Annotated in this window: 15 protein-coding genes; all 15 read left to right on the forward strand. The window is 42.7% G+C overall.

Features of this window, described 5'->3' with window-relative positions:
* Positions 1-41 precede the first annotated feature (41 nt).
* Positions 42-1,781, forward strand: a complete 1,740-nt coding sequence (locus GCU44_RS05210; RefSeq protein ID WP_154854740.1) for an ABC transporter ATP-binding protein — start codon at positions 42-44, stop codon at positions 1,779-1,781.
* 266 nt (positions 1,782-2,047) lie between these two features.
* Entirely contained in the window at positions 2,048-2,866 is an 819-nt protein-coding gene (locus tag GCU44_RS05215; RefSeq protein ID WP_154854743.1) for an FkbM family methyltransferase, read from the forward strand.
* A gap of 119 nt (positions 2,867-2,985) precedes the next feature.
* The gene (locus GCU44_RS05220; RefSeq protein ID WP_154854746.1) at positions 2,986-4,188 is read left to right on the forward strand and encodes a glycosyltransferase family protein; all 1,203 of its coding nucleotides are present in this window, start codon (positions 2,986-2,988) and stop codon (positions 4,186-4,188) included.
* The gene (locus GCU44_RS05225) at positions 4,188-4,871 is read left to right on the forward strand and encodes an FkbM family methyltransferase (RefSeq protein WP_154854749.1); all 684 of its coding nucleotides are present in this window, start codon (positions 4,188-4,190) and stop codon (positions 4,869-4,871) included. Before GCU44_RS05220 ends, GCU44_RS05225 begins: the two co-directional genes overlap by 1 nt.
* Positions 4,872-4,921: 50 nt before the next feature.
* Positions 4,922-5,734 (forward strand): alpha-1,2-fucosyltransferase, encoded by an 813-nt coding sequence (locus GCU44_RS05230; protein WP_241684853.1) that lies wholly within the window; start codon positions 4,922-4,924, stop codon positions 5,732-5,734.
* A 12-nt stretch (positions 5,735-5,746) separates the two neighbouring features.
* The gene (locus GCU44_RS05235) at positions 5,747-6,388 is read left to right on the forward strand and encodes an acetyltransferase (RefSeq protein ID WP_161993894.1); all 642 of its coding nucleotides are present in this window, start codon (positions 5,747-5,749) and stop codon (positions 6,386-6,388) included.
* A complete protein-coding gene (locus tag GCU44_RS05240; protein ID WP_154854758.1) occupies positions 6,375-7,280 on the forward strand; it encodes a glycosyltransferase in 906 nt (301 codons plus the stop codon). The genes GCU44_RS05235 and GCU44_RS05240 overlap by 14 nt, the downstream gene beginning before the upstream one ends.
* Positions 7,277-8,167 (forward strand): glycosyltransferase family 2 protein, encoded by an 891-nt coding sequence (locus GCU44_RS05245; RefSeq protein WP_154854761.1) that lies wholly within the window; start codon positions 7,277-7,279, stop codon positions 8,165-8,167. Before GCU44_RS05240 ends, GCU44_RS05245 begins: the two co-directional genes overlap by 4 nt.
* Positions 8,164-8,991 carry a glycosyltransferase family 2 protein gene (locus GCU44_RS23455; protein WP_161993895.1) on the forward strand — a complete coding sequence of 276 codons (828 nt, stop codon included), beginning with the start codon at positions 8,164-8,166 and terminating at the stop codon, positions 8,989-8,991. Before GCU44_RS05245 ends, GCU44_RS23455 begins: the two co-directional genes overlap by 4 nt.
* Complete coding sequence (locus GCU44_RS05255; RefSeq protein WP_154854767.1) at positions 8,988-10,097, forward strand: TDP-N-acetylfucosamine:lipid II N-acetylfucosaminyltransferase; 1,110 nt, start codon at positions 8,988-8,990, stop codon at positions 10,095-10,097. Before GCU44_RS23455 ends, GCU44_RS05255 begins: the two co-directional genes overlap by 4 nt.
* Positions 10,094-11,266, forward strand: coding sequence for a glycosyltransferase (locus tag GCU44_RS05260; RefSeq protein WP_154854770.1), 1,173 nt, complete (start codon positions 10,094-10,096; stop codon positions 11,264-11,266). The genes GCU44_RS05255 and GCU44_RS05260 overlap by 4 nt, the downstream gene beginning before the upstream one ends.
* A gap of 138 nt (positions 11,267-11,404) precedes the next feature.
* Positions 11,405-12,529, forward strand: coding sequence for a glycosyltransferase family 4 protein (locus GCU44_RS05265; protein WP_154854773.1), 1,125 nt, complete (start codon positions 11,405-11,407; stop codon positions 12,527-12,529).
* A gap of 11 nt (positions 12,530-12,540) precedes the next feature.
* Positions 12,541-13,779 carry a hypothetical protein gene (locus tag GCU44_RS05270; RefSeq protein WP_241684844.1) on the forward strand — a complete coding sequence of 413 codons (1,239 nt, stop codon included), beginning with the start codon at positions 12,541-12,543 and terminating at the stop codon, positions 13,777-13,779.
* On the forward strand, positions 13,772-14,866 hold the full coding sequence (locus GCU44_RS05275; RefSeq protein ID WP_154854776.1) for a glycosyltransferase family 4 protein: 1,095 nt from the start codon (positions 13,772-13,774) through the stop codon (positions 14,864-14,866). Before GCU44_RS05270 ends, GCU44_RS05275 begins: the two co-directional genes overlap by 8 nt.
* A gap of 54 nt (positions 14,867-14,920) precedes the next feature.
* Complete coding sequence (locus GCU44_RS05280; protein ID WP_154854779.1) at positions 14,921-16,105, forward strand: glycosyltransferase family protein; 1,185 nt, start codon at positions 14,921-14,923, stop codon at positions 16,103-16,105.
* The last annotated feature ends 4 nt before the right edge of the window (positions 16,106-16,109 follow it).

Below are 16,109 nucleotides of genomic sequence, written 5' to 3' on the forward strand. Positions count from 1 at the left end.
CGCATGGGTTAGTTGGGTAAAAGAGAAAAATCTACCGGGGAATGAGCAGTTTAAAGAGAATACTAAATAAAAATGTATCAGATTTTAGCTATTTCTACGGCTATTTAGGAAATAAGCTGATTATTTCTTTTGTGTTGAATATTTTAGTGGCTATCCTGGATGGTTTTGGCATAGCGATGTTCCTACCGCTAATGAAAAGCCTTGGCAGCAATGAGGAAATAGCAGGTTTAGGCAAGTTAAGTTTTATTCTAAGCTGGATGGAAACGCTTCGCATCCCCATGAACCTTCTGGGCGTATTGTCTATCATGCTATTCTTTTTTGTTGTCAAGGGTTTGGTAAAATACGGAGAAGGCATCTATAAAACCATACTCCAAAGACAGTTCATTACCAGCCTAAGGCTGTCTCATGTTGAACTCTTGAGTCAATTAAGTTATCGGTCGTTCGTAGAGGCAGATAGCGGTAAAATACAAAATACGGTGACCGGGGAAGTTCACAGGGTCCTCACGGCCTATACAGCTTATTTTCAGACGATTCATGGTGTTTTAGTGGTAATGGTGTACATCGTTTTAGCGTTTACGGTAGATTTTCAGTTTACGCTATTGGTGGTAGTGGGTGGATTGTGTACCAACTTTATTTACAAAGTGATTTATAGCAAAACGAAGAAGTATTCAGTGGCATTTACCGAGTCAAACAGTGAGTTTCAAGGCTTACTGATTCAGCATGTTGCCTCCTTTAAATACCTCAAAGCTTCTGGTTTGATTAATCGGTATAAAAGAAGATTAATTAGTAAAATTACCGACATCGAGGTTTATCAGAAAAAGATTGGTGAATTAAATGCCATAATCAATGCATTAAGGGAGCCCTTGGTAGTTACGGTGATATTTATCGTGATTGTCATCGAAGTCGAAATTTTTGGCGGTCAATTAAGTTTGATTGTATTAAGTCTGCTGTTTTTTTACCGGGCATTGACCCATTTGATGAATCTTCAGAATTATTGGAATACTTATATGGCCACCTACGGTTCCCTGAAAAATATGAAGGCATTTAATCAGGAGCTATTGGAGGGTGCGGAGCGAAGAGGAGCGTTGGTTTTTGAAAAATTTGAGAAAAGTATCGATTTCAAAAATGTCACCATTCAATTTAACGGAAGAACGATCTTAAGAGATCTCAGTTTTTCCATCAAAAAATTTGATAACGTTGCGATACTTGGTCCGAGTGGAAGTGGAAAGTCTACCTTGATGAATATGATTTCCGGGTTGATTCGACCGGATGAAGGTGAGATACTGCTGGATGGCCAAAGGTTAAGCGATTTTGATATTTCTACCTTCAATTCCCATATTGGCTACATCACACAGGAGCCGGTTATTTTCGATGATACGATTTTTAATAACGTGACCTTTTGGGCCGAGAAAACAGAAGAAAATTTACGTAAATTCAATCAGGCATGCCGAAGGGCGTTGATCGATGAGTTCGTCTTCGGTCTGGAACTTCAGGAAGACACGAGAATGGGGAACAATGGAATCATGGTAAGCGGCGGTCAAAGGCAGCGGATTGCAATCGCACGAGAACTGTACAAGGATATTGCCATCCTTTTAATGGATGAGGCGACTTCTTCGTTGGATTTTGAAGCGGAGTCGTTGATTCAAAAAAACATCGAGTTCCTAAAAGGATCTTTGACGATGATTATTGCCACACACCGGGTAAAAACGATCGAGAATTGTAATAAGGTGGTTTCGTTAAAAAATGGTAGCGTGACCGTTCAGGAACACGCACTGGTTTAATGGGTTTGGACGCATCCGTACGGATACGCTTCAGAAATGACCATTTTTCGACGCTGAGCCATCGCTATTCATCAGGGAAATGCTATGCTGAAATGGCTTAGAAGGACCTTGTCTGCAAAAGCCTTGTTAAGGGTATTGGAACGTAGGTTTGTTCTCTTGATGTTTACGTAAAAAGTATAAATGCTGCGGCTTCATTAGCAATAATTGAGAGAGGTGATTTGAAATCTTCGAGCGCACACCCGATAGGCGTAATGTAGCGGGTTGATATGCCCGCTAAAGTGATTGTTATCAAACGCAGCACAAAAAAGCGAATTAGGTCAGTGAATTTTAGGAGAAAAATAAAAAGAATATTTTCGACGTTCGGATTTGAAATTCTTTCCAACAAAAACGAGCAGTTTTTACGAAAGAATCTATTTGAGGTCAAACGAAGGTTGTTGCGTGGTATAGAATGCCCAGTAATCATCGACGTTGGTGCATTTATTGGGGATATTACTGAACTGTACCGGGAGCTATTTCCGAATTCTACCATTTATTGCCTTGAACCCTTCGAAGAAACGTATTCAATTTTAAAAGATAGATTTCGAACGGATACAAAAATAAGGACCTACAACGCGGCATTGGCCGAGAAAAGTGAGACAGCAAATTTTTATGTAAATAAAAATTTGCGAACAAACTCACTATTGGCATTGGACGCGGAAACAGAAATAAATTGGCCTACATCGAACCTGGAGCACCGTAAAGACGCGTTGGTGCATTGTTACTCATTTGATGATTTTTCTCGTGCCGAAAATATTGATCGGGTTCACCTACTGAAAATTGATGCGCAAGGTGCTGAATTTCTGATTTTGAAAGGAGCTTTTGATGCGCTGAAACACCGAAAAGTTAAAATTATTTACTTAGAAGTACTGTTAAAACCTACGTATAAACAGCAAGCGAAATTTCAGGATATACTTGGCTATTTGGCAGATTTGGACTATTCCCTCTATGATGTTTACAATCCATCCTATGCGGGAGATGGTAGTTTACGCCAGATTGACGTGATTTTCGTTGCGCGTAGATTTTTAGAAAACGCGGTGTTAGCGTAGCGGGTACCGTCTGAGGATCGAAAATCTATGTGCTAAATTAGAAAAATAAACTTTAAAACTGTCCCCAAGTAATCGGTTAGTTGTAGCCAGTAGCTTAATTGAAATCAATTTTTGAGTCCATGTCTTTGTTTTATTTTTATTCAATTATAAAAAAGAAAATATTAAATTATTTTTTTTATCACCTATTAAACAAAAAATATGATTTAATTATTTTTGATAACATTCTACCTTTATCGTTTTCTCCCTGGAGAAATTTTGAGTTTGAATGGTTAGTAAAATCGATTGATAACTCGAAAATTGTATGCAGTCTAACTGGATTTAAAAAGTTTTCTAACGAAGCCACTATTTCACATTCAAGAAATGAATTAGTTGAAGGTTATCCCAGTTTGCATAAGAAATTACACGTAAAAAGACTATTCAATGGATATAATACAAAATTATTTTATTGTTTGTTTTACGATAATCTATTAGCAAACCTTTCTTTTCTAAGAAAAAGCAAGACACCTTTTATTTTTACTCTTTATCCGGGTGGTGGTTTTTTATTTAATAATCCAATTGTAGATAAAAATTTACATGAGATTTTTTCACTTTCTAATTTTAAAGGAGTGATTGTAAATCAATACGCAACAAGAAATTATATTGAATCGAATTTTACTATTAAGAAAGAGAGCATATTTTTGATACCGGGGGTTCCTTTTAATGATACTGTTTATTTGGATAAAGTAAATTTTCTCAAAGAGTTTTCGGGCAAGCTGAAAATTCTATTCATGGCACAAAAGAATATGGCAGGAGGAAAGGACAAAGGATTTGATTTTTTTATTAATATTTCTAAAATTTTAATCAGAAAAGGATACGATATCTGTTTCGAAATAATTGGAAATTTTGACGAATCAGATTTGGATAGTCAAACAGACCAATCATACTATTTCTTTCATGGTAGGTTAAATGAGGATCAATTCCCGGCTGTTCTAAATGAGACCCATATGATAATTTCACCAAATAAACCTTTTGTTTTAAAACCGGGAAGTTTCGATGGTTTTCCTTTGGGTACATGTGTGATAGCAGGGTATTTTATAAATGGTCTTTTTTTAACGGATTTTTTAGAAGAATCGCATTCGACTGGATGGATAGATGGGTACAACTTTTGTAAATTGGATGGGGATTTAGATAATAGTTGTAATAAGATTATTTTATACATAAACAATAGGGAGAAACTAAAGAAGATTGCTCTAAATGGTAGAGAAAAAGTAAAAAATGATTATTCGTTTCGAAATCAAATAACTCCAAGAATAGAATTGTTTAAAACCATACTTTTAAGCTAATGTTCGTTTTTAATAGTATTCTTGTAAGGGGAAAGTCAAGTTATTCTCAATGCGGTGAAGATCTGATTGTCGACTTTGTATTTAAAAATTTACTAAAAATTGAGAAACCTAGCTTTTTAGATATTGGTGCAAATGACCCGATTTTATTTAACAATACCTTCAAGCTTTATCGGAATGGGTGTCGCGGTATAAATATCGATCCCAATAGGGAGTCCATTAAATTGTTCAATAAAAAGCGGAGAAAGGATATCAATGTACATTGCGGTATCGGATGTGAAAAAGGAATAAAAGATTTTTATATTTTCGGAAATTCCATGTTGAATACGTTTGACAGTGAAGTAGCGAATATTCAAGGTGGTGTGGTAGCTACGGAAAGGGTAAAGGTGGAAACCATTGCAAACGTCCTTTTCCGTCATCAATATTCAGCAATACCAGATTTTTTAAGTTTGGATACGGAAGGTATGGACGAGGAGATTTTGAAGTCTATTTTTTCAGTAAGTAGTCAATTTGGTTTGCCGAAGGTCATTTGTGTGGAGACTATTAGGAAACTTGACGATAGCGAATGGCAGAAGAATCTGGAATTAATCGAATATTTAAAGGATAATGGTTATACACACCATTCTGATACCTTTATAAACTCAATCTTTTTTCATTCCCACTACTTAAAGGTGAAAATTCGTTGATCATCGTCAGGCTGAAGAGTGGTTTAGGAAATCAACTATTCCAATATGCGATGGGGTTGAGCCTATCCAGGAAAAAGAATACTCCGCTCCTTTTCGATAGTAGTCTCTTCAAACAGGGCAATAGAATATTAAGACTAAATTACTTCAATCTTAACTATAATTCTATATCGAAATTTGCATTGTGGTTTCTTTCCTCCAATTTCGTTTATTCCATTTCAAGATTATTTCAATCTAATTTTTACCACAAAGTAATCAGGGATCCGATATGGCGGCCGCTGGAGTTAAGCGGGACCGATAACTTAATTTTGATAGGGTACTGGTCGTTTAATAGGTACTTCGAAGAAATCCGTGGTGAACTTGTTGCGAAGTGTACTGTTAAGGAGATTTTTTTTAACGTTTCTTATGTGACCTTTAAGGAGCGAATTCTGGGTTCCGAAGCGGTAGCTATTCACATTCGGAGAGGGGATTATGTATCGGATAGGCAATATAATAGTATATTCGGTGTTTTACCAATCCAATATTATATAGACGCAATCGAGGAAATTAGACGAAAAGTAGGTAACCCTTACTTTTTCGTTTTTTCTGACGATCCGGATTGGGTAAATGGATGTTTCTCTATTGATCAAGCATACACCCTGGTTAGTGATGAAGAATCTTTGGAAGACTACCATGAATTTGATTTGATGAGATGTTGCAAACACCAAATTATTTCCAATAGCACATTCAGCTGGTGGGCAGCGTATTTAAACGACTATGAGCACCGCGTGATTATTCAGCCGCAGAGATGGTATCAATCTGAAACTGCACAAAGCGTGTACGAATCAAATGAGTTCTTATTTATTAAAGGCGCCATTCGCATCTAAATGGTACCTAGGATGATTATCGCTGGTGCTGGGGGGCACGCCCTGGAAGTCTACGATGCGTTGCTTGTTACGCACCCGGACTCGTCACTTTTTTTCTTTGATGACGTGCGAGAGAACCTGCTTTCGCTTCGTAACCGTCCGGTATTGAAATCAGCGGCCGAAATTCAGGCGAATTTTCAGTCGGAATTTACTTTCGTTTTAGGTGTTGGAACGCCCAAAATAAGGCATGCATTGCATGGGTTTTTATCCGGTCTCGGTGGGCGGTACCGAGGTATCCTCGGTCAGCAAACTGTTCTAAGTGACCGTAGTCAATGCCAAAACTGTGATATCATGCATTTTGCCTATATCGGGTCCTCGGTGGCTATTGGTACAGCATCGCTGGTAAATGTAGGTGCACAGGTGCACCATGAGGCAATTATTGGGAAATTTTCCGAAATAAGCCCTGGCGCAATTATCCTCGGGAGGGCAACCATTGGTAATTTCTCATTTGTAGGAAGCCGAGCGGTCGTTCTGCCAAATGTTACCATCGGCGATCATGTGGTCGTTGGCGCGGGTTCGGTTGTAACGCGTGATATACCGGATTTTTGCAAAGTGGTTGGCGTACCGGGCAGGGTTGTGGGTAAAATCGAACCCATCGATAATGGCTACAAGTAGGGTAAGTGTTTGCATGATTACCTACAATCATGCCGGATATATTAGAAAAGCCTTGCAGGGGGTTTTCAGTCAAAGGGTTAACTTCCCCCTGGAGCTGGTGATTGCGGATGATTGTTCCACGGACGGCACAGCGGAACTAATTCAGGAGGAAATCTTAAAATATACGGGTACGATTCAAGTCCGTTTTCTTCGAAACCAGCGAAATGTTGGCGTCAATCGAAATTTTGTGAATGCATTGTACGCGTGCAATGGCGAGTATATTGCGATTTGCGAGGGAGATGACTGGTGGACAGATACTTCAAAGATTCAAAGGCAATTCGATTTTTTGGAAAATAACCCCCGATTTGTCATGAGTTTTCACTGTGCACGTACGGTGTCTGCAGACGGACGTAACGAACGCGTGATACCTTCCCCGCCTACCAGGCGGAATTTGGATTTTGGTGCCTTACTAACCGGGCAGTATACCATTCCTACGCTTACTACTTTTTTTAGAAATACCATTGGTAATAAGCTGCCGAAGGAATTTTTTGAAATCACGAATTGTGATACGTTTTTGTTTTTGTTCGTCGCCCGAGGCGGCGATGTGTATTTTCACGCCGATATTTCCGGAGCCGTTCATTCGATTCATCACGGAGGCATATGGAGCATGAAGGATGCATACGCGCGATCAAAAATGAGTTACCATACGTATGCCAAAATCTATGCGTATTTTAAGGATCGACGGGGGATCGCAACCATGGCTGTGTTTGTTAATTCCATCATAATTTTTGCGTTAAAACAGGGTGACTATTCCGTTGCGCTTAGGTTTTATTTGAAAAATATGTACCTCTCGCTTATCAATAGGCATGCGCTGAGAATCTTTTTCATGAAACACGTAAACTACTTAAAATGATGGCAAATCGGTCAGAAGATGTGCCATTGGTAAGTGTCTGTGTGATTTCCTACAATCACGAAAAGTTTATTGAAGCTGCCCTGGACGGTATTTTAAGGCAGCAGGTAGCGTTCAACGTGCAGCTGGTTATTTCCGACGACTGCTCATCGGATCGTACAGCTCAAATCATCCAAAAAATGTCTGGGAGTCTCGGTTCAAAAATGGACGTTGAGGTTTACTACCAATCGCAGAATCTCGGAGTTATCGCGAACTTTATATTTGCGCTAAAAAAGTGCACTGGAAAATACATTGCCATCTGCGAGGGGGACGATTTTTGGACGGATGCTGAAAAATTAGCCAGCCAGGCAGTTTTGTTGGAGGAAAATCCGGAACTAGCTGGATCTTTTCATCGAGTAGCCGTTCATTACGAGGGTAAGCCCTATTTAACCGGTGAGTACGGCAGTGCGGTTGCGCCCATTTTAGCTACGAAAGATTTAATTTCTGAGAAGTCATTGATGCATACCTCATCACTTTTCTTTCGAAGGGAAGCGTTGGTTTTCCCGAACTGGTACGGAACCATGCTCAGCGGAGATTTTGCCCTGGCTTCAATTTTGTCCGCATATGGTCCATTTAAAAGGATTGATCGATGCATGAGCACCTACCGGGTTCATGATACCGGCATTACCAATTCGGACGCTTACAATCGGGACAATGTATCCTTAAAGATTCGGATTTTAACACATCTGAATGTATTTCATGGGTTTAGGTATTCGAGTGAATTTGAATCCGTTATTCAGGAGCTACAGGCAAAGAAAGAACGAAAACCTGGTGTTGTTAAAAGCATTCGCAGGCGGTTGAAAATAGGACTTTTATTTAAACGCGTTACCTATTGGTTGCAGCGGGTATGAAAGTGTCCATCATCGTCCCAACCTATAATCGTAGCGCGCTCATCCGTGAAACGATCGAGAGTATTATTCATCAGACGTATACCGATTGGGAATTGATTGTTGTTGACGATGGGTCTTCCGATGGAACGGATTCTGTCGTCGGCGTTTATTGCGATAGGGACGACCGAATACGCTTTTTTCAAAGACCATCTCGCGTACCCAAAGGGCCAAATTCCTGCAGAAATCTCGGATTCAGGGTTTCCTCAGGCGAACTTGTAAAATGGGTCGATTCTGATGATTTATTAGCGGAGGATGCGCTACGTAGTCAAGTAGAAATTTTTAAAACGAACCCTGGAACTAAGTTGTGTTTGGGTTATGGATCCATTTTTTTTAATACCCGCTCTTCTATGCAGGGATTGTGGTCCAGAAGTACTACTTCTGACGATTATTTTTCTGACCATATTAGAAGTAAGATTCGGTGGCCTATCGGGGGGATCTTGTGGAATAGAGCTGTTTTCGACGGTGATCCGTTTCGCGCGAATTTGAACAATTCACAGGAATGGCTGCTGCACGGTAGGTACTTGTTAACTGTTGGGCCCCACGAAATTTTCAATCTTACCGAAGTCGTCTATTTCGTTAGAAAGGGTCATTTGCGGTTGAGTTCGTCGAATACGGCTGGTTACAGTTTTCACCAAGCTAAGGCGCGGTTGATCTTGCTCGTGGAGATGTTTCGGAAGAGACATCCTCATTTTTCGAATTATTCTGAAGTGGTCAAGCAAATTGGTATACATTCTTTTTATGGCGTGAACGCTATGTTTCGGGAGTATAAATTTTTCTATTCGTGATCATCCACATTCTAAATGATGAAAAATTTTCGGATTGGGTCATCGATGCTTTTGAAAAAGTTAATCCTTCCAAAAATATTTTTCTAATGGTGAGTGATTCGAATACCTCCGGTTACCTGGATGATCCGAGGATTGAATTTATTCCCAAAAAGCGGTTTTTGGATGAGGTTATTCCTAGGGAAAGCGACTTGTTTATTTTTTATTACCTACATCGGCATTCCATTGATTTTTTAGTAAAGCACCGGAAGCGTAGGTTTAAGAAGCTTTGGATTGGCTATGGATCAGACTATTATTATTACCTGCTTCGGCCTCCCTACTACCGATCATTGTATCGGGAAGAGACGGAGAAAATTTTTAACCAGCATTACCGGCGAAATTTGGTAAAAAATTTGGGATTGAAAGTCTACCAGTTTACCTATTACAACCTTTGGGTTCGGCGAGCCATTCTAACATTGGACTATTTTAGCCCGATTATTCCCAATGAATTTGATATGGTCGCAGAAACCCATTCGTTTTCCAACTTGACAAACGTCGGCTTCACCTTTGGTGATTTGGATTATTTGTTTGCCGATTATGCTCCGACCAAACAAAAAAGCCACATACTGGTGAACAACAGTGCAACCTATGCTGGCAACCATCTTGATATTTTAAAGCTATTAAAAAAGCTGCGAGTTGCTCAAAAAATCATTCTCCCGCTAAACTACGGGGATCAAAATTACCGAAATCATATCGTGAGGTATTGTGAGCAGCATTTTTCGAATCAAGCTGAGTGTATAACCGAGTTTTTGCCGCGGAGAGCTTATTTTACCAAGGTCACGCAATGTGAATTCACCATCATGGGCCACTTGAGACAACAGGCCATGGGTAATATCTATGCACTTCTTTACGCTGGTTCCAAGCTTTTTTTATACAAAGATAACCCGGTTTACGCCTTTCTGCGGGAGCTAAATATGTCGGTGTATACCATTGAGGATTTAGAAGACAACCCAAGCCTGATAGAAATTCCTTTAGAACATGATCAAAAGGAAAGGAACCGGCAAATCATTTCTTCGTATTACTCCTGGCAAGCATCCAAGGATCGGATTAAAGCGATTTGTAGCCTTTGAACATCGTTAGAATCGTACCAAATCTGGATTTTGGAGGCGTTGAACAGCGGATCGTACACACCGCGTCTGGTTTTCGTGACTTCACTTCGCACTCCCTACGTGTATTGGTTCTTGGAAACGAAGGAATCGTTTCAAAGGATCTCTTGCAATCCGGAGTGGAGGTGTATCATTTTCATGAGCGAATAAGGATTCCCAATTTTAGGCTAATTCTTAGGTTGTATCGTCTGATTCGGGAGATTCGTCCGGATGTGGTACATACGTCTGCAGCGGAAGCTAATTTTCATGGCTTGATTGCCGCAAAATTAGCGGGTGTATCGGTATGTATTGGTGAGGAGATTGGCTTTCCAAATCACGATTGGAAGTGGCGAAGATTGTTTAAGCTGGTATACGGTTTGGCAGATCGGGTGATTGCCATTTCCTATTCGGTTAAATCCAGGATCGTCGCTTTGGGAGAAGTCGAAGAAGCTAAGGTGGTGGTGGTAAATAATCCGGTTGAGTTGCAAGCAACAAGTTTGGGCAAAGATGCACGTACCGACGTAGGCCCGAACTTCCGCTCCAAAATCGGTAACGAGAGGTTTCCCAGAGACGGTATTTCCCAAAATGTGAGGAAATCTGATCGAAATCTCTCCAATGAATTCGTCTTTATTACCGTTTGTCGGCTCGTTCCGATTAAGAATTTAGATACATTGATCCTGGTTTTTTCCAGTCTTCTTGGAGAAAATCAGGGATTCGAACCAAGGCTTTGGATTGTTGGGGACGGTGCGGATAGGGCTCGGTTGGAATCGCTTTGTGAGGATTTGTCTATAAACGAATATGTTGTTTTCTGGGGATTTCAATCCGGCGTGGGTTCATTTTTAAAGCAAGCAGATTGCTTTGTTTTGCCCTCATTTTCCGAAGGTTTTTCCATTTCATTGGTGGAAGCGATGCTCAGCAGCTTGCCCTGTATCGTCACAAACCAGGGCGGGCCTGCCGAGATCGTTGAAGATGGCGTAACGGGTCATTTAATTGATCCTCGGGACTCGCAGGATATCAAAAGAAAGATGCTTGAGGTATTGTTGACATCCGGGCGGGAACGAGCAATGATGGGGGAGCGTGCGAAACAATCGGGGAGCAAGTATTCCGTGGAAAATTACATCAAGCGTTTGGAAGAGGTATATACCAGGGGTTAGCGATATTGGCGCATTTGCCAGTAATTCTGGTATTTGTCCAACATAATCCAATGCAATCTTTTTTTCGAAGTTGCGTCCATGCGCTAAACAGAAATTCATTTCTCGAGGGTTTGGTTGGTGTTGTTTCTGAGAGAACCAATGGAAAAAATTCGGCTATTGCACTGTATTGAAACGATTTCCTCTGGAGGTGTGGAGCGAGTCCGGCTCAACTATGCCAACAAAATGGATAAGGAAACCTATGAGTTGAAAATTGTTTGTACCCAGGCAAAGGGTAAAATCCTTTCGGATTTAACACGCTTAGGTATCGAAATAATCCCGGTCGGAACCTTTAAGCACCCGCTGGAAATCCGAAAATACAAAAAGCTTTTACGGGTAATACGGGAATTTAAGCCGCATATTATTCATGGAGCGGTTTTCGAAGGAAACTCCATGGCATTTGTTGGGAAGGTAATCGGTGGGGTGCCCATTGCTATTTTGGAAGAAACCTCTGACCCGATCACACGTTCAAGGCGGGCCAATCGACTTCTCTCGTTTTACAGTCGGTTCGCGGAAGGAGTCATTGGTATTTCACCTGCGGTGATGGATTATTTGAGAAAGCAGGTAAACGTACGGGAATCCAAGTTGACGTGTATTCCGAATGGATTGGACATTCCCGGTAAGGCAAAGGCGGAGGTACGTAAATTACTCAAAGATACGTTTGGTATCAAAGAAGGGGAGGTAGTTGTGGGAGCAGTTGGTAGGGTTTACGATCGCGTGAAACGATTTTCTGATATCATCGATGCCCTGCATTTGTTGAACATCCCAACGCTCAAATTGGTATTGGTGGGGAATGGGCCGGATTTAGAGAAATTAAAGGCAAGGACGCAAAAACTGGGTATGGAGCAGCGGGTGCATTTTGTCGGGTACCAGGAAGATCCAAACCGCTTCTATTCGATTATGGATATTTTTTGTGTTCCTTCCCTTCAGGAGGGCTTTGGATTGGTAGCGGTAGAGGCCATGCTTCACAGGCTACCGGTCGTCGGTAGCAGGGTTGGAGGATTGAAAGACATTGTAGTGGATGGTAAAAGTGGTTTTCTAGTTCCTCCAGCGTGTTTCCACGAACTGGCGTCAAAACTAAAAGTGCTGTTTGAAAGCCCCGAATTAAGAAAAGAATTTGGGGAAAATGGCTACAGGATAGCGATGGAAAACTACAGCAGTGACTTGTATGCCAAAAATTTGGATAACCTGTATCATCGGTTACTTCGGGAAAAAGGAATAATTTAAACGCTATTCTTTTGTTAGATATCATTGTCATCGTAATCTTGCTTCTGGCCTTATTCAAGTCGAATGAGAGCATCTCCAAGAAGTTTAGGTTGCCTTGGAAATACCAGCTACACCTGCATTATTTGCTAGTGTATCACCTTTTCTTCTCCTTATTTTTCACCTGGTATATTCTTAATTTCGGTGGAGACTCTCAGGGATATTGGTATTTTACCATGGAGCAAATATTGATTAGAGGCGATGTATACTGGGGGCGTTATTTTGGGACGAGTACTACGTTTATTTTATGGTTGACCTACCTACCGAGTAGGGTGCTTGGTTTGAGCTACCTGACTGGAAATATTCTGTTTGGCGCTTTAGGGTTCATCGGGATCAGGTACTTGTTCGTAATGACCGCAGTTTATTTCCCCTACAACCATAAGGTTTTAACTATTTCCTTGTTCCCGATTATTTTTTACTTTCCAAACATGCATTTTTGGACGGCAGGAGTGGGCAAGGATTCGATATGTTTCTGGGGGATTGCCTGGTTTGTTTACGCAGTTCAGGCGTATAGAAAAAGGTGGTGGCAGGGGTTGCTTGCCTTGTTTTTCGTTTACATGGCAAGGCCTCACATGGGTCAGGCATTGATCGCGGGTGCAGCGATTTCGATTTTGTTCGGGTCTGAAATTAGGAAGGAATATAAAATTGTCTTGGGTATACTTGCCTTATTTGGGAGCATCTACTTGAGTGCGACAACCTTAAGTTTTTTAAAGCTGGAGGAATTTTCATTGGAAGAACTGGGTTCACTCGCCTCGAAGACGGCGGGATTGTTGGCTTCGGGTCATTCAGGTATAGATGTTGCATCGTATTCGATACCGATGCGGATTTTTACGTTTATGTTTCGCCCGATCTTTTTTGATGCGCACAATGTCATGGCAATCTTGAGTTCCTTTGAAAATGCCCTGTATTTATACCTTAGTTTTTTTATTTATCGAAATTGGAGTCCCGAAGCGTTGCGTGACATGCCGGTTTTTTTAAAAACCGGGATCATCGTGTTTATTCCAACGAGCCTGGCTTTCGCCAATAGTCTGGGAAATTTGGGAGCAATCATGCGCATGAAAAATATGACCATGATTTACTTTTTGCTTTTTTGCTTCTTTCTGATCGCACACAACAAAAAGCAACGCTACCTGCGCGCAGTGGATCGGCAGCGGTTCTTCCAGCGCAGGCAGGCCATTATTGAACAAAAACAGGCGCTTTCCGATCATGACTGAGCCGGGCAAAAAAAAAATCCTTTTCCTTCCCAAATACCCCAGAAAAGGAGCGAGCAGCCGCTTACGGACCTATCAGTTTTTACCCCTTTGGTCAGCCCAGGGAGTTGGCTACACCGTTTGCCCCTTTTTTACCGATACCTACCTGAATGCCATCTATGCCAACAAAAAACCAAGCTACCTCCACGTGCTTGGCTGCTACTGGCGCCGGCTGAAAATCCTGCTGTCGGCAGGAAAGTACGACCTCATTTGTATAGAAAAAGAACTGTTTCCCTATTTGCCGGCCTTTCCGGAGTGGATGCTCTCCCGACTAAAAGGATATTGGGTCGACTACGACGATGCCGTGTTTCACAACTACGATCGGGGAAAATACAGCCTGGTTTCCCGTTTAATGCCAAAGAAAATTGATCGGGTCATGCAGTGGGCAGATCTTGTTACGGCAGGAAGCGCCTACCTGATGCAGCGGGCGGAGGCGGCCGGTGCAAAACAGGTGGTACAACTGCCCACCGTGATCGATCCGAAACGCTACCAAAAAAAAGTTCACGAACAAAAGGCGACACTTACGATCGGCTGGATTGGCTCGCCCAGCACCCGAAAGTACCTGAACGCCCTGGTACCGGTATGGGAACGCTTGCATCGGAAATTTGACCTGGTATTGCTGCTTATCAATGAGAAAAGCAAGCCTCCCTTTCCGGGGAATGTCCAAACGATTCCCTGGACCGAAGCGGGAGAGGCAGCTGCCCTTTTGCGCCTGGATGTAGGCATCATGCCACTGCCGGACGATCCCTGGGAACGGGGCAAATGCGCCTACAAACTGATTCAATACATGGCCTGTGGACTGCCAGTGGTGGCCTCGCCGGTGGGTATGAATGCAGAAGTCGTGAGGCACGGCGTCAACGGCTTTCTGGCACAATCTGAAGACGAATGGGTAGATGCATTGAGCCTGCTGATACACGATTGTGGCCTGCGAAAGGCAATGGGTGAGAAGGGCTACCAGGTGGTTAGGGAACGCTATACCCAGCAACACAATTTCAGCGTCATGCATCGCTTGCTGCATATACCAGAAAATCAAAAGCCTGAAAATGCCTAACGGCTTTCCTATCAGCACCTTCCCTGCCAGGCAACGACAAAACCAGCGTGGTTCATGAATATCTTGTTTATTTCCTGGGATTCCGATCAGACCAACTACCTGGAAAACCTGTTTTTTCCGATATTCCAGGGCCTGCAGCAAACGACTACCTGGCAATTTCACGTCATGCAATTCTCCTGGGCAGCGGCTACGGAAGTGGACCGTATTCGCCTTTTGGCGGAAGCCTCCGGCATTCGGTACACCCAGGTTCCGGTTTCCCGCCGGCCAACGCCAACAGTAGGATCGCTACGAACGCTGAGCACCGGTAGTCGGAAGATCAAGGACTACCTGGCATCCCACAACATAGATTGCCTCATGCCCCGGTCCACGCTTCCTGCCTGGATGGTGCTGCGCCTTACTCACTGGCTGCAAGCCCGTGCCTTGCCGGTCGTTTTCGATGCGGATGGCTTTCCCATACAGGAGCGAATCGATTTTGCCGGACTGAAATCCGGAAGTTTGCACTGCCGCTGGCTGAAGCAGGTGGAATCCCGCATGGTGCGGCAAGCCAACCGGGTGTTGACCCGTTCCGAAAAAGCAATCGCCATCCACCTGCAACGGAGTGGAGAAGGGCAGGGGGGGAAGTTTTACCGGGTGTGTAATGGGCGGAACCCGGCGGTTTTCCGGCCCAATCCTGCCATCCGAAACGTCATCCGGCAGGAATTGGGCATTTCGGACAGTACCCGGCTTTGGCTGTATTCCGGCAGTATCGGTCCTCAGTACCTGGTACCGGAAATGCTGCAGTTGTTTTGGTCCTGCTACCAGGAAAACCCCCTTCACCGATTTTTGTTTCTGGTCCGAAACAGGGAGTCCCTTCGCACAAGTATTCCTGAACACCTGAAGCAATTGGTTCTTATAGAAACCGTGCCCTTTTCCCGGGTTCCGGACTATTATGCCGCGGCAGACTTGGGCATCAGCCTGAGAAAACAGGCCCCTAGTCTGGCAGGATTGGCTCCGATCAAGATCGGGGAATACCTACTTTCGGGCCTGCCGGTACTCCTTTCGGAGGGAATTGGAGACTTGTCGGATTTGCTGGCCAGAGAAAAGGCCTGCTTTGTTTACCGCAATAACACGACCGGGTTCCAAACCTGGCTTGACCAAACCAAGACCCTGTCAACGAAGGATATACGTGCGGTGGGAGAACGGTACTTTGGCCTGCAACAAAGCCTTGAAGACTACATGCACGCCCTGCAACATTGCTAACTTC

Origin of the sequence: Cyclobacterium xiamenense (assembly GCF_009467825.1) — a bacterium.
GTDB classification, from domain to species: Bacteria; Bacteroidota; Bacteroidia; order Cytophagales; family Cyclobacteriaceae; genus Cyclobacterium; species Cyclobacterium xiamenense.